Origin of the sequence: Metabacillus sp. B2-18 (assembly GCF_021117275.1) — a bacterium.
GTDB lineage: Bacteria > Bacillota > Bacilli > Bacillales > Bacillaceae > Metabacillus.
This window is the reverse complement of record NZ_CP088245.1, coordinates 3,635,745-3,651,073: the sequence shown is the minus strand read 5'-3', so window position 1 is coordinate 3,651,073 and position 15,329 is coordinate 3,635,745. Positions and strand designations below refer to the sequence as shown.

Below are 15,329 nucleotides of genomic sequence, written 5' to 3'. Positions count from 1 at the left end.
TTTTATTTAAAGACAAATGAAAGGAAGAGCATGATGAAAAAAATACCGTATATAGAGAGCTTTGATTCAGCCTATAAAGACAGCTTTAGCTTTTCACATCCAATAAAAATTCGATTTTCTGAAACAGATATGTTTGGACATATGAACAATACGGCTCCTTTTACATACTTTGAAGAAGGAAGGATAGAATTCTTCAAAAAAACCGGGATGATGCAGAAATGGTTACAATCAAATGGCGAAAGTATTCCTGTTGTTGCAGATTTGCAATGTGATTTTTTACATCAAGCTTACTTTGATGACAAGATAAATCTTTTTGTCAAAATAAACCGTATAGGCACATCTTCGGTTGATTTGCATTACTTAGGAGTAAACGATCATAGGGAGAGTATTTTTGTTGGCCGAGGAACAATTGTACAGATTTCACAGCGAACAGGAAAGAGTGTTCCATGGTCTGAAGAAGATAAAAAATGTTTAACAGCATATGAAGCTATAACGAACTAATAAAATGGACGCAGTTAAACATCTTTTCCGTTCTGAATCTGTCACAGTCCTCTTCGGTTACACATAGTATATGTTGACTAAATATATACCCATCCGTTAGATCAGCTCTCACCTCTCACCTTAGCAAGGAGGGTTACAATACTTGAAAGAGAAAGAGTTTCAATCAAAGCCACTACTCACGAAAAGAGAGAGAGAAGTATTCGAATTGTTAGTTCAAGACAAAACGACGAAAGAGATTGCTAGCGAGCTCTTTATAAGTGAAAAAACGGTTCGAAATCATATCTCAAATGCGATGCAAAAGCTTGGTGTTAAGGGACGCTCTCAAGCGGTTGTTGAGCTCCTTCGAATGGGTGAACTCGAGCTCTAACCAATACCGGCTATCCTTTTCATAAAGGGAGCCGGTTATTACTTTATAAAAAATGATTAAAATTTATATATAGGGTATGATAAAAAGATAATTGTTCTTGTTTAATCAATCATTTGTTAAAAAATATGTAACTTGCAATTTATTAAAAAAACAGGGAAAATAACATTGATATAAAAAGATAACATTATAATGGTTTAGAGAGGGTTAAAGTTGAGCATAAATCAAGGAATTGATAAAACACAAACGGTATCTGATCTTGAAAAGGCACTTCGTCATATATCAGGAATTATTAAACAAAAAGGTCGAGAAATTTTAAATGACTATCATATAACACCACCTCAGTTTGTTGCCCTACAATGGTTATGGGAAAATGGTGACTTAACAATTGGAGAGCTTTCTAATAAAATGTTTTTAGCATGTAGTACGACAACTGATTTAGTGGATCGTATGGAAAAGAACCAATTGGTTATCAGAGTAAAAGATACTCATGACAGAAGAATTGTAAGAATACACTTATTAGCAGAGGGCGAGCGGATTATCGAGGAAGTTATTCAAAAAAGACAAAATTATTTAAGAGACATGCTGGTTAACTTTGAAGAAGAAGAATTAGTAGCACTTGAAAAATCGTTAATAAAACTACAACAAGAAATGAGTTAAGAATGAGGCGATTATTTGAAAAGACCAATCGGTGTCATTGATTCTGGCGTAGGTGGGTTAACTGTCGCAAAAGAAATCATGAGACAATTACCAAAAGAAGAAATCATCTATTTAGGTGATACAGCACGTTGTCCATATGGACCAAGACCAGCTGAAGAAGTACGCAGGTTTACTTGGGAAATGACCAATTATTTGTTAGAAAATCACCATATAAAAATGCTGGTTATTGCTTGTAACACAGCAACAGCCATAGCCTTAGAGGAAATTCAGGAAAACGTGGATATTCCCGTAATAGGTGTTATCTTCCCAGGGGCAAGAACAGCTGTAAAGGTAACAAAGAATGATCATATCGGGGTTATCGGTACAATTAATACCATTCAAAGTGCCGCATATGAAACGGCATTAAAAACATTAAATAATCAGCTATTTGTTGAGAGTCTTGCTTGCCCTAAATTTGTTCCGTTAGTAGAAAGTGGTGAATTTGAAGGGGAAGAGGCTCAAAAGATTGTTAACGACTCTCTTTCAGCTTTTAAGGGGAGTAAAATTGATACATTAATTTTAGGATGTACACATTATCCTATCTTGCAATCACAAATTGAAGAGTACATGGGACAAGCCGTGAAAATAATCTGTTCTGGAGATGAAACAGCCAGAGAGGTTAGTACAATATTATCATTCAATAAAACTCTCAATTTATTCTCAGGAAAAAAGAATCACCGTTTTTTAACAACAGGTCCAAAGCAGTTGTTCGAGAAAATTGCATCAAAATGGTTCGAGCAACCTGTTAAACATGTAGAATCAATTACGTTAAATCAGATGAATCAGAAACATCGTACATTATAAAAACACAGTGATGCACTGTGTTTTTATTATACCTATTTATCTCTCCAAATCTTCATTTGAAAAGTTTGTACAAAAAATCGGTCTAAAATGAGAAATAGCTCGTATACATATTAGTACAAACTGCCTTTGGAGGGATTTTAATGTCTAAATACAACAAACAGATTGCAGTCACGGTTATTGCATCATCATTGCTACTTTCTGGTTGTGGTTTGTTCAATGCAGAAGAAGCTACTAAAGAAATTGATCCACCACAAGATGTGAACATTATGGAAGATGGTGCACAGGTAGAAACTGAAAATGGTGTGGAAGATGTAAAGAGTGATCAAGCAGAGGAATCAGTAACAAGTCAGCTCTACTTAATAGACAAAAGCGGATTTGTTGTTCCGTACGCTATGAACCTACCTAAAACTGACAGTGTTGCAAAACAATCATTAGAGTATTTAGTTGAAGGTGGTCCTGTCTCAAATATGCTACCGAATGGATTTAGAGCTGTACTTCCGCAGGATACACAAGTATTGGGAGTAAATATAACAGAAGATGGTACTGCCATTGCCGATTTTTCGAAGGAATTTAATAACTATAAAAAAGAAGATGAAGCTAAAATTCTTCAATCCATTACGTGGACATTAACACAATTTGATTCAGTTAAGAATGTGAAAATTTGGGTAAACGGTCATGAACAGAAAGAGATGCCTGTAAACGGTACTCCGATACAAAATGGTGTTAGTAGAGAAGATGGAATTAATCATGATTCCAGCGATGTAGTTGATATTACTGACAGTCATCCATTAACTGTTTATTATTTAGCAGAATCAGACGGTAGTCAATATTATGTTCCTGTTACAAAGCGAATTAGCAATGAAGAAAAGGATCCAATTGTTGCAGCTGTAAATGAGCTTGCAGAAGGACCATCTGCATCTACAGGGTTAATGAGTGATTTCCAGGAAGGTGTTGAACTTCTAAGTGCTCCTAAGTACGAAAATGGTAAAGTAACACTTGATTTTAATGAATCCATTTATGGAAGTCTTGATGAAGAGCAAAAAATTATATCTTCTCAAGTGCTTGAAGCATTGGTTTTAACATTAACAGAGCAAGATGGTATTGAAAGTGTGGCTGTAACAGTTAATGGAAAATCAGAACTAATCAACGAAAATGGAGAAAAGTTAACAGAGCCTGTAACAAGACCTACTAAAGTGAATACAGGTAGTTTTTAATAACAGGTTTTTGATATACTATATAATGGGTAAAGAGAGGTATGCTTATTTAAGCTACCTCTTATTTCTTGTTTACATAATGAATAAGCAGCTTTTACTGGAGGGAAAAAATTGAGACATGACGGCCGAGAAAGAAATCAGATAAGAAAAGTAGAAATAATGAAGGATTTTATCATTCACCCGGAAGGTTCTGTCTTAATAACTGTTGGTAACACAAAGGTAATTTGTAATGCAAGTATAGAAGATCGAGTACCACCCTTTATGAGGGGAGAAGGTAAGGGATGGATTACTGCAGAGTATTCAATGCTCCCTAGAGCAACTGAGCAGCGAACAATCCGAGAATCATCTAAAGGGAAAATCACTGGGCGAACAATGGAAATTCAACGCCTAATAGGAAGAGCGTTACGTGCTGTTGTTAACCTACATGAGCTTGGAGAAAGAACAATCTGGGTTGATTGTGATGTTATTCAAGCAGATGGTGGTACACGAACTGCTTCCATTACTGGGGCATTTGTAGCAATGGTTATAGCTTTAGAAAAATTAATGAATAATGGCAAATTAAAAACATTACCGATTACAGATTTTCTAGCAGCTATATCTGTTGGAATAGACTCAGAGCATGGAGAAATTTTAGACTTGGACTACAAAGAGGATTCAAGTGCGTTAGTCGACATGAACGTTATTATGACATCAAGTGGTCATTTGGTTGAGGTACAAGGTACTGGAGAAGAAGCAACATTCACTAGACATGAATTAAACAGTATGCTTGATTTTGCTGAGATAGGAATCAAAGCGCTTATTGAAGAGCAAAAAGCAGCACTCGGAGATGTTTCACTTATAGTTGAAGAAAATGTAAAGAAACAGGGTGCAGCAAATTGAAACAAATCATTATTGCCACAAAAAATAAAGGAAAAGTTAGAGAATTTGAAGCAATCTTAGCTCCACTAGGTTATCAGGTTCAGTCTCTTTTAGATTATCCAAATTCAGTTGATGTTGAAGAAACTGGTGAAACCTTTGAAGAAAATGCAATTCTTAAGGCTGAGGCTGTCTCAGAGCAATTTAACATATTAACGATTGCAGATGATTCGGGATTAGCAGTTGATTATTTGAACGGAGAGCCAGGTGTTTATTCTGCGAGGTATGCAGGACCTGAAAAAGATGATACAGCGAATATAATCAAGGTGCTTGAAAAATTAAAAAATATTCAAAGCAAGGAAGAACGTACAGCTAGTTTTATTTGTGCTTTAGCAGTGTCTATACCAGGTCAGAAAACACAAACCGTCATAGGGGAATGTGAAGGCTACATCGCAAAAGAGCCAAGTGGTGATGGCGGATTTGGCTATGATCCGATTTTCACGGTGAAAAACTCTACAAAAACAATGGCAGAGTTGTCAAAAGAAGAAAAAAACCAAATCAGTCATCGTGCAGAAGCTTTAAAAAAGATTCAAGGACTTTTGAAATGAATAATAATCGAGGCGAATGAAAAAATGAAGGTACTTATTTTAAGTGATAGTCATGGATTAACTACGGAACTTTTAGAAATACAGGAGAGACATAAAGCTGAAGTAGATATGATGCTTCATTGCGGTGATTCTGAGCTATCATCAAATAGCAAGGAGCTGATTTCTTTTAAAGGTGTAAAAGGGAATTGTGATTTTGGGTCAGATCTTCCGAATGAAATCATTGAAGATCTTGGCGGCATTACGCTCTATATGACACATGGTCACTTATATAATGTTAAAATGACACTTATGAGCTTAAAGTATAGGGCAATGGAGACTAGCGCAAAAATTGCATGCTATGGACATTCACATATAGCAAACGCTGAAATGATTGATGATGTATTATTAATAAATCCTGGCAGTATAAGACTTCCTGTGATGCGAAAACAAAAAACGTATGCTATACTAGAGCTTGAAAATAACGTGGCAAATGTGACGTTCTATGAAGTAAACGGTCAGGAATTCCCGGAACTTTCAAAGAGCTTTACACTTAAATAAAAGTTAGGGGGAGACTTACTCCCTCTTTATAAAAAAAAGTTATTTTTAAATGTTGACTTTTGTTGTGACGGGAAATATAATAATATATGTCGCTGATGATTAATCAGGATTACAGAAATAATGTCCCAGTAGCTCAGCAGGATAGAGCACGATTGAATAGGCTCCAAAGAATATGCTACAGCGTACCGATTGAGCCGCTCCTTGAATAAACTTTCTGAAATCGGGACGACATTACAATTTTAGAACAATAGAACTTTATATTATTTTATATCTATGTCCCAGTAGCTCAGCAGGATAGAGCAACGGCCTTCTAAGCCGTCGGTCGGGAGTTCGAATCTCTCCTGGGACGCCATAACTAATACATACAAACCTTTCATTATTACATAATGGAAGGTTTTTTCATGTTTTTTGTAAATCAATTTCTATTCTTTTAAAAAAAGTTTGTAAGATTAGCTAACGAGTTTGTTTTCTCCAATTAGGATCCATTGTAATATTTGATAAGAAGTAAAACAGAGATACCCATTTAGTCCCCACAAAAAAGGATGTAATTATTTCCTTTACTCCAACTCCACATTTGCGGATTTTAAAAAAAGTTTTAAATTTTTTTAAAATAGCCTTTCCACTTATACCAACAATGTAAGCGTATACAAATTATTTAAGTAATCTAAATTATCAAATAATTCAAGAAACACTGTTGACACTTGGATTTATTGAGCGTAATATAAGTTCAAATAAAAGTTACACGAACATTTGAAAAAGTATAGAAAATTCGAATTTATTTATCATTTTTCCTTTACAAACATAATGTTCAGTGATCTAATTTTTGGATTTTTTAAAAGAAAGGCGTGCTCTTATGGGTGACCAGTGGATCTTTCTTAATGATGATTTTGTAAAGAAAGAAGATGCAAAAATATCAGTTTATGATCACGGATTTTTATACGGTGATGGAGTTTTTGAAGGAATACGAGTTTACAGTGGAAATATCTTTCGAATGAAAGAACATATGGATCGATTATATCAATCAGCAAAGTCTATAATGCTCACAATTCCTTATTCTCAAGAGGAACTAACTGAATTAGTCGTTGAGACTGTTAGTAAGAACGGTTTGAGCGATGCGTACATTCGATTAGTAGTCTCAAGAGGAACTGGTGACTTAGGACTTGATCCTTATAACTGTAAACGGGCTAATACGGTCATTATTGTTGAGCCGCTATCTATCTTTCCTAAACACTTATATGAAACAGGAATTGATATTGTAACGGTTGCGACAAGAAGAAACAGACCTGATGTATTAAGTCCAAAAGTCAAATCTCTTAATTATTTAAACAATGTTTTGGTAAAGATTGAAGCACATCTGGCCAATGTTAGTGAAGCGTTGATGTTAAATGATCAGGGCTATGTAGCAGAAGGTTCAGCTGATAATGTCTTTATCTTAAAAAATGGGAAATTATTAACTCCCCCTGGATATATTGGAGCTCTTGAGGGCATAACAAGAAATGCCATAATTGATATAGCTAATGAATTAGGCTATGAAGTTCGAGAGGAACCATTTACACGACATGATGTTTATACTGCTGATGAAGTCTTCTTAACTGGAACAGCTGCGGAAGTCATTGCGGTTGTAAAGGTTGATGGACGTACGATTGGTGAAGGCGTCCCTGGTGAAGAAACAAAGAAACTTTTGGAAGCTTTTAGAAAGAAAGTAGTTGAAGAAGGCGTAAAAGTGGAAAATATCCCACAAAGCCTTCATGTAAGCTAAACAAATGCATATAGTTAAAACGGTGAAGAGGAAAAGTAGTTTTTGGTAAGGTATCTACAGAGAACCGGGGTAGCTGGAAGCCGGTGATATTCCCAAAAATGAACTCGCCTCTGAGTGTTAATCTGAAATGTAGTAGGGTTAACCGAGTCCCATTCTTCGGTACTCGTTATCAAAGTGAACAGAATGCTGTTCGTAAGGTGGTTGATTTTTGACCATGAAGAAGGGTGGTACCGCGAAAAGTTTATTAACCTTTTTGCCCCTTTGGCACACAAAAGAATTGTGGAGTCTTATGAGGGGTGGGAAGGTTTTTTATATGCTGAATTTATGAAATTTTCTTAAAAAAACACGGCTGAAAGCCAGATAAGGGAGGAAAGAACATGAGTACAAATGTACAGTTGAACAACTCAACTGCCAAATGTACAAATACAATGTCGGGGTCTCAAATGCTTATTGAAGCTTTAAAGCAGGAGAAAGTTGAAGTTATTTTTGGTTATCCTGGTGGGGCTGTTTTACCGATATATGATAGTCTGTATGATTCGGGTTTATTCCATGTTTTAACTCGTCATGAGCAAGGTGGAATACATGCAGCAGAAGGGTATGCGCGTGTTTCTGGTAAGCCTGGAGTTGTCATTGCCACATCAGGTCCTGGTGCAACTAACTTAGTAACTGGTTTAGCTGACGCTATGATTGACTCATTACCATTAGTTGTTTTTACAGGTCAAGTTGCTTCATCTGTTATTGGATCAGATGCTTTCCAGGAAGCAGATATTTTAGGTATAACAACGCCGATTACAAAGCATAATTACCAAGTTCGTGAAGTGAGCGAACTTCCAAGAATTATTAAAGAAGCATTTCATATTGCAACAACAGGTAGACCTGGCCCGGTTTTAATTGATATTCCTAAGGATATTGCAATTGTAGAAGGTGAATTTAGCTATGATATGCCTGTAGATCTTCCTGGATATCAGCCTACAAGTGAACCTAATTATTTACAGATTCGAAAATTAGTAGAGGCAGTTAGTAGAGCAAAGAAACCGGTTATTTTAGCTGGTGCAGGTGTTTTACATGCTAAGGGATCTGAAGAGTTAATCAAATATGCCGAACAGCAGCAAATCCCTGTTGCGAATACGTTACTAGGGTTAGGCGGTTTCCCTGCTGATCATCCTCTGTTCCTTGGAATGGCAGGAATGCATGGCACTTACACATCTAATATGGCTATTTATGACTGTGACCTACTAATAAGCGTAGGAGCAAGATTTGATGACCGTGTAACAGGAAATTTAGAACATTTTGCAAAAAATGCAACGGTAGCTCATATCGACATTGACCCTGCTGAAATTGGGAAAAATGTTCCTACTCAAATTCCAATTGTAGGAGATGCAAAGCTAGTTCTAGAACAGTTAATTAAGCAGGATGGTAAGCAAGGTGATAACAAAGAGTGGAACGAACAACTATCTTCTAATAAAGAAGAATATCCACTTATGTATAAAGATAGTGACTCTGACCTTAAGCCACAGAAAATTTTAGAACTTATTCACAAGTGGACGAACGGAGAGGCTATTGTCACAACAGATGTTGGTCAACATCAAATGTGGGCTGCGCAGTATTATAATTTTCAAAACCCTAACAAATGGGTAACATCTGGTGGTCTTGGAACAATGGGCTTTGGTTTACCTTCAGCGATTGGTGCACAACTTGCTGATCGAGAATCAACAGTTATTGCAGTACTTGGTGATGGTGGATTCCAAATGACTCTTCAAGAATTATCAGTTATCCATGAGTTAAACTTACCAATTAAAGTTGTAATCTTAAATAATGGTGCTTTAGGAATGGTAAGACAGTGGCAAGAAATATTCTATGAAGAAAGATATTCTCATTCAAAATTCGTTTCTCAGCCTGATTTTGTAAAGCTTTCAGAGGCATATGGAATGACTGGTGTACGAATTGTTCAGGAAGATGGATGGGAAGAAAAATTAAAAGAGGCTATCTTGTCTGATGAACCTGTATTGCTTGATATTCATGTTGCAAAAGATGAGAATGTGTACCCGATGGTTGCGCCTGGGAAAGGCTTGCATGAAATGGTAGGTGTTAAGCTATGAAAAGAATCCTCTCATTAACAGTATTAAACCAAACAGGGGTTTTAAATAGAATTACAGGATTGTTTACAAAAAGGCATTACAACATTGAAAGCATCACGGTTGGTCATGCTGAAACCGAAGGGGTTTCACGTATGACAGTTGTTGTAAATGTTCAAGAAGAAAAAGAAGTAGAACAAATTACAAAGCAACTAAATAAACAGATTGATGTTTTGAAAGTTGTTGATATAACATCTCAATCAATTGTATCTAGGGAGCTTGCTTTAATAAAGGTCATGTCAACTCCAGCGACTAGAATGGAGCTTCAAGGGTTAATTCAGCCATTTAGAGCAACTGTTATTGATGTAAGCCGTGAAAGTGTGGTTGTTCAAGTAACAGGTGAGCCTGAGAAAATTGAAGTGTTAATTGATTTGTTAAAACCATATGGAATTAAAGAAATTGCTAGAACTGGAACGACAGCTTTTACTCGCGGTACACAACGTACGACAAAAGAAGTTCCAATCTCAATTGTTTAAATCGTTTGTAATCTTGCCTGCAAGGTGCAGGTTAAAAAGATTCATATATAGCAATAGATCAAATTTATTCAAAAAATTATTTGAAGGAGAGATTATACATGACAACAGTATATTATAACGGAGATATTAACGAGGCAGTATTACAAGGGAAAAAGGTAGCAATCATCGGATATGGTTCACAAGGTCATGCACATGCATTGAACTTAAAAGAAAGCGGAGTTGACGTAGTAGTAGGTGTTCGTCAAGGTGGTTCTTTCAATAAAGCAGTTGAAGATGGACATCACGTAGTATCAGTTGCTGAAGCAGCACAACTAGGTGACTTAGTAATGGTATTACTTCCAGATGAGCAACAAGCAAAAGTATATGAAGAAGAAATTAAGCCAGGTTTAGAAGCAGGAAATTCATTAGTATTTGCACATGGTTTTAATGTACACTTTAGCCAAATCGTACCACCTGCTGATGTTGATGTATTCTTAGTTGCACCAAAAGGTCCTGGTCACTTAGTAAGAAGAACTTATGAAGAAGGTGCTGGTGTTCCTGCATTATTCGCAATCTATCAAGATGTTTCTGGCTCAGCTAAAGAAAAAGCATTAGCTTATGCTAAAGGTGTTGGATCTGCTCGTGCGGGTGTATTAGAAACTACATTCAAAGAAGAAACAGAAACTGATTTATTCGGTGAGCAAGCTGTATTATGTGGAGGTTTAACTTCTCTAGTAAAAGCTGGTTTCGAAACATTAGTAGAAGCAGGATATCAACCAGAAGTTGCATACTTTGAGTGCTTACACGAGCTTAAATTAATCGTAGACTTAATGTATGAAGATGGAATGGCTGGTATGAGATATTCAATTTCTGATACTGCTCAATGGGGTGACTTCGTTTCAGGTCCACGTGTAGTTGATGGTCGTTCGAAAGAAGCAATGAAAGAAGTTCTTAAAGACATCCAAAATGGTAAATTTGCAAAAGAGTGGATCTTAGAAAACCAAGCAAATCGCCCACAATTCAATGCAATTAATAATAATGAAAATGAACATCAAATCGAAGTTGTTGGTAAAAAGCTACGTGCAATGATGCCGTTTGTAAAATCTAAACAAAAACAGAAAGAAGCGGTGAGTGTGAGTGCGAAAAATTAACCTATTTGATACAACGCTCCGTGATGGTGAACAATCTCCTGGTGTAAATCTTAATGTGAAAGAAAAACTAGAGATTGCTAAACAGCTAGAAAAACTCGGAATGGACGTTATTGAGGCAGGTTTTCCTGCTACATCAAAAGGTGATTTATTAGCAGTTCAAGAAATTGCAAAAACAGTGAAGAGCAGTTCAGTAACTGGCCTCGCTCGATCTGTAAAAGGGGATATTGATGCAGCATGGGAAGCATTAAAATATGCTGAAGAACCTAGACTACATGTTTTCTTAGCTACTTCTCCAATTCATAGAGAATTTAAGCTCAAGAAGACAAAAGAGCAGGTGATTCAGACAGCAGTTGAATCTGTACAATATGCTGCACAATTTTTCCCGATTATTCAATGGTCAGCAGAGGACGCTTGCCGCACTGAATTGCCGTACCTAGCTGCGATCGTTGAAAAGGTGATTGAAGCTGGTGCACATGTTATTAACATCCCAGATACGGTTGGTTATATTACTCCAAAAGAATACGGAGAAATTTTCACTTACCTTCGTGAAAATGTTAAGGGGATTGACAATGTCATTCTATCAGCACACTGCCATGATGATTTAGGCATGGCAGTTGCTAATTCCCTATCAGCTATAGAACATGGTGCTGGTCAGATTGAAGGAACAGTAAATGGGATTGGGGAAAGAGCAGGAAATGCTGCACTAGAAGAAGTTGCCGTTGCCCTTCATATTAGAAGTGATTACTATAAAGCAAAAACAGGTTTATATTTGAAAGAAACAAAGCGTACGAGTGATTTAATAAGTAGCTTAACCGGTATGGTTGTTCCTGGAAACAAAGCGGTAGTAGGGAGAAATGCATTTGCCCACGAATCCGGTATTCACCAGGATGGTGTTCTTAAAGAGAAAACAACTTATGAGATTATCTCACCAGAACTTGTAGGTGTTTCTACTAATTCAATGGTATTAGGTAAACATTCAGGTCGCCATGCATTTAAAAACAGACTACATGAACTAGGTTTTGAAATCTCAGATGAAGAAGTAAATAAATTATTTATTGCTTTTAAAGAATTAACGGAGAAGAAGAAAGAAATCACTGATGATGATTTAAAAGCCCTGCTTATTGAAGAAAAAGTGGCTAACAAGGAAGCTGCCTTTGAACTTAAATCTTTACAGGTTCAATATGGAACAGCTCAAATTCCTACGGCAACCATTACACTTCTAAACCAGGATAATGAGTTAATTCAAGAAGCAGCTACTGGAGCTGGTAGTGTTGAAGCAATTTATAATACGTTAGAAAGATGTGTTGGTCAGTCTATTACCCTAATTGACTACCGCATTCAATCTAATAGTGGTGGAAGAGACGCGCTAGCTCAAGTGTATGTAAAAATAAGAGTTGGAGAATCTGAAGCTAGTGGAAGAGGAATGGCACATGATGTGTTAGAAGCATCGGCGAAAGCTTACATCAATGCTGTAAATCGCATTTCTCTGCTAGCGGAAATTCCTCAATTAGAAGCAAGTCTACTAAATTAAAACCTTAAAGAGAAGGGGGATAGATCATGAAGAAAACAATCGCATTATTACCTGGTGATGGAATAGGTAAAGAAGTTGTTGATGTAACAGTAGAAATTTTAAAAGCAATTGCAGAACATTTTAACCATCAATTTCAGTTCAACTATGGATTAATCGGTGGTGACGCTATTGATCAAAAAGGCACTCCATTGCCTGAAGAAACAATTGAAGCTTGTAAGAAATCTGACGCCATTATTTTGGGGGCTGTTGGAGGACCTAAATGGGATCAAAATCCTGTAGAATTAAGACCGGAGCGTGGGCTGTTAGCTCTACGTAAGGCACTTGATTTATATGCGAATTTACGTCCTATCACTACGTTTGATAGTTTATTAGATTCTTCCCCTTTAAAGAAGGAGTATGTTAGTGGAGTAGACTTCGTTATCGTACGAGAGCTAACAGGTGGATTGTATTTTGGAAAACCAAGTGAGCGTATTGTTCGTGATGGTGAAGACGCTGTTGTTGATACATTATTTTATAAACGTTCTGAAATTGAACGAATTCTTGTATCTGCATTTGAAATTGCGCAGAAGCGTCGCAAGCATGTAACTTCTGTTGATAAAGCAAATGTACTTGAATCAAGTAGAGTTTGGAGAGAAGTGGCTGAAGAGGTGTCTGCAAGATACCCGGATGTAACACTTGAACATATGCTTGTTGACAATGCAGCTATGCAACTTATCAGATCACCAAGACAATTTGATGTTATTGTAACAGAAAATATGTTTGGAGATATTTTAAGTGATGAAGCATCAATGATCACAGGATCTCTTGGAATGTTATCTTCAGCAAGTTTATCATCATCAGGTTTACATTTATATGAACCTGTTCATGGTTCAGCACCTGACATTGCTGGCAAAGGCTTAGCAAATCCTGTCGCAACGATTCTTTCTGCTGCAATGTTACTACGTCAATCATTTGGATTAGAAGAAGAGGCAAAAGCAATTGAAAAGGCTGTTGATAATGTATTAAATTCAGGTACTCGTACAGCAGATCTTGCAAATGGTGAAAAAGCCGTGTCAACAAAACAAATGGGCGAAGAAATCAAAAATGCTCTTGCTGATGACCATGCCATTTTAAACATAATGGAAGCTTATTCTTAATTAGCTATAATAACTTTTTATTCACTATATAGAGACCGATACAATGCTTATCGGATTGAGGGGTATGACACAATGGAAGATGTCAGCCCCTCATTTTCCATCTATTAAGGGAGGATTACGACCGTGAAGCCAAAAACGATTATTGAGAAGATATATGATGAACATGTTGTTCAACAAGAACAAGGGAAGCCAGATCTTCTATATATCGATTTACACTTAGTACACGAAGTAACATCGCCACAGGCTTTTGAGGGACTTCGAGAGAAGAATCGTAAAGTAAGAAGACCAGACAGAACGTACGCTACGATGGATCATAATGTTCCAACAGTCAATCGCTTTGTAATCAGTGATGAAGTTGCCAAAAATCAAATTAGTGCACTTGAAAGAAACTGTAAAGAATTTGGAATTCGTTTAGCAGATCTTCAAAGTGAAGACCAAGGGATAGTACACGTAATTGGACCTGAGCTAGGGTTAACTCTTCCAGGAAAAACAATAGTTTGTGGAGATAGTCATACGTCAACACATGGAGCATTTGGTGCGATTGCATTTGGTATTGGGACGAGTGAAGTAGAACATGTTTTAGCTACTCAAACACTATGGAGACAGCGTCCGAAGACGTTGAATATACATGTACCTGGTAAGCTGCAAAAAGGTGTAACAGCTAAAGATGTTATACTAGCTGTTATTGGAAAATACGGAGTACGCTTTGGTACAGGATATATTATCGAATATACAGGTGAAGTGATTGAAAACTTATCAATGGATGAGCGTATGACAATCTGTAATATGTCCATTGAAGCAGGAGCTAGAGCAGGACTAATTGCACCGGATGAAACAACCTTCTCTTACATTAAGGGGAGAAAGTATGCACCTAAAGGGGAAGAGTTTGAACAGGCTGTTGAATACTGGAAAACATTAAGAACTGACGAAGGAGCAGAGTACGATAAAGTTATCACATTAAATGGTGATGAAATTGCTCCGATGGTAACATGGGGAACAAATCCAGGTATGTCGGTTGGTGTTGATCAAAAAACACCTGATTTAAATGATTTTCATAATGATGAAGAAGTTGATGAAGCTAAGCGTGCATACAGCTATATGGGTTTACAACCTAATACTAGAATTGAAGATATTACGATTGAACATGTGTTTATTGGGTCTTGTACAAATTCCCGTTTAACAGACTTAAGACAGGCAGCTGAAGTTATAAGTAGCTTAAAAGGCAAGAAGGTGCCGTCAGATGTACGTGCTATCGTTGTGCCGGGTTCTCAAAAGGTTAAAAAAGTAGCAGAAGAAGAAGGTCTAGATGTAATCTTTAAAGAAGCTGGCTTTGAGTGGAGAGAATCGGGTTGCAGTATGTGTTTAAGTATGAATAGTGACGTTGTACCAGAAGGAGAGCGCTGTGCATCTACCTCGAACCGTAACTTTGAAGGAAGACAAGGTAAAGGTGCCAGAACGCACTTGGTAAGTCCAGCTATGGCAGCTGCAGCGGCTTTACATGGACGTTTTGTAGATGTTCGTCATATTCAAGAGAACGCAATGTCATTTTAATTTTATTAATCTATAGGATGGAAATTGTT

The 15,329-nt window shown here is 36.8% G+C and carries 15 protein-coding genes, 1 tRNA gene and 1 other annotated feature; all 16 genes read left to right on the top strand.

All coding sequences use genetic code 11. The features are described 5' to 3' along the window. The first annotated feature begins 33 nt into the window (after positions 1-33). Positions 34-501, top strand: coding sequence for an acyl-CoA thioesterase (locus LPC09_RS18565; RefSeq protein WP_098795885.1), 468 nt, complete (start codon positions 34-36; stop codon positions 499-501). Positions 502-643: 142 nt separating this feature from the next. Then, positions 644-868, top strand: a complete 225-nt coding sequence (gene gerE / locus LPC09_RS18560; protein ID WP_003184172.1) for a spore germination transcription factor GerE — start codon at positions 644-646, stop codon at positions 866-868. 216 nt (positions 869-1,084) lie between these two features. Continuing rightward, positions 1,085-1,525, top strand: a complete 441-nt coding sequence (locus tag LPC09_RS18555) for a MarR family winged helix-turn-helix transcriptional regulator (protein ID WP_231309783.1) — start codon at positions 1,085-1,087, stop codon at positions 1,523-1,525. Positions 1,526-1,540: 15 nt separating this feature from the next. Continuing rightward, complete coding sequence (racE, locus tag LPC09_RS18550) at positions 1,541-2,368, top strand: glutamate racemase (protein WP_098795886.1); 828 nt, start codon at positions 1,541-1,543, stop codon at positions 2,366-2,368. A gap of 140 nt (positions 2,369-2,508) precedes the next feature. Then, positions 2,509-3,582 carry a GerMN domain-containing protein gene (locus tag LPC09_RS18545; protein ID WP_098795887.1) on the top strand — a complete coding sequence of 358 codons (1,074 nt, stop codon included), beginning with the start codon at positions 2,509-2,511 and terminating at the stop codon, positions 3,580-3,582. A 111-nt stretch (positions 3,583-3,693) separates the two neighbouring features. Next, positions 3,694-4,461: a ribonuclease PH gene (gene rph, locus LPC09_RS18540; RefSeq protein ID WP_098795888.1), complete on the top strand. Its 768-nt coding sequence runs from the start codon at positions 3,694-3,696 to the stop codon at positions 4,459-4,461. Next, on the top strand, positions 4,458-5,045 hold the full coding sequence (locus LPC09_RS18535) for an XTP/dITP diphosphatase (RefSeq protein WP_098795889.1): 588 nt from the start codon (positions 4,458-4,460) through the stop codon (positions 5,043-5,045). Before rph ends, LPC09_RS18535 begins: the two co-directional genes overlap by 4 nt. Positions 5,046-5,069: 24 nt before the next feature. Then, on the top strand, positions 5,070-5,582 hold the full coding sequence (locus LPC09_RS18530; RefSeq protein WP_231307962.1) for a metallophosphoesterase family protein: 513 nt from the start codon (positions 5,070-5,072) through the stop codon (positions 5,580-5,582). A 275-nt stretch (positions 5,583-5,857) separates the two neighbouring features. Beyond that, a tRNA-Arg gene (locus tag LPC09_RS18525) sits at positions 5,858-5,934 on the top strand. Between the two features lie 501 nt (positions 5,935-6,435). Beyond that, a complete protein-coding gene (gene ilvE, locus LPC09_RS18520) occupies positions 6,436-7,341 on the top strand; it encodes a branched-chain-amino-acid transaminase (RefSeq protein ID WP_098795891.1) in 906 nt (301 codons plus the stop codon). A gap of 13 nt (positions 7,342-7,354) precedes the next feature. Next, positions 7,355-7,605 (top strand) — a binding site (T-box leader). A gap of 113 nt (positions 7,606-7,718) precedes the next feature. Next, positions 7,719-9,440 (top strand): acetolactate synthase large subunit, encoded by a 1,722-nt coding sequence (gene ilvB / locus LPC09_RS18515; protein WP_231307961.1) that lies wholly within the window; start codon positions 7,719-7,721, stop codon positions 9,438-9,440. Then, positions 9,437-9,952, top strand: a complete 516-nt coding sequence (gene ilvN / locus LPC09_RS18510; protein WP_231307960.1) for an acetolactate synthase small subunit — start codon at positions 9,437-9,439, stop codon at positions 9,950-9,952. Before ilvB ends, ilvN begins: the two co-directional genes overlap by 4 nt. A gap of 98 nt (positions 9,953-10,050) precedes the next feature. Then, a complete protein-coding gene (gene ilvC / locus LPC09_RS18505) occupies positions 10,051-11,082 on the top strand; it encodes a ketol-acid reductoisomerase (RefSeq protein WP_098795894.1) in 1,032 nt (343 codons plus the stop codon). Continuing rightward, complete coding sequence (locus LPC09_RS18500; RefSeq protein ID WP_098795895.1) at positions 11,069-12,613, top strand: 2-isopropylmalate synthase; 1,545 nt, start codon at positions 11,069-11,071, stop codon at positions 12,611-12,613. Before ilvC ends, LPC09_RS18500 begins: the two co-directional genes overlap by 14 nt. Before the next feature lie 26 nt (positions 12,614-12,639). After that, positions 12,640-13,749 (top strand): 3-isopropylmalate dehydrogenase, encoded by a 1,110-nt coding sequence (leuB, locus tag LPC09_RS18495; RefSeq protein ID WP_098795896.1) that lies wholly within the window; start codon positions 12,640-12,642, stop codon positions 13,747-13,749. A gap of 123 nt (positions 13,750-13,872) precedes the next feature. Next, positions 13,873-15,300: a 3-isopropylmalate dehydratase large subunit gene (gene leuC / locus LPC09_RS18490; RefSeq protein WP_098795897.1), complete on the top strand. Its 1,428-nt coding sequence runs from the start codon at positions 13,873-13,875 to the stop codon at positions 15,298-15,300. Positions 15,301-15,329 lie beyond the last annotated feature (29 nt).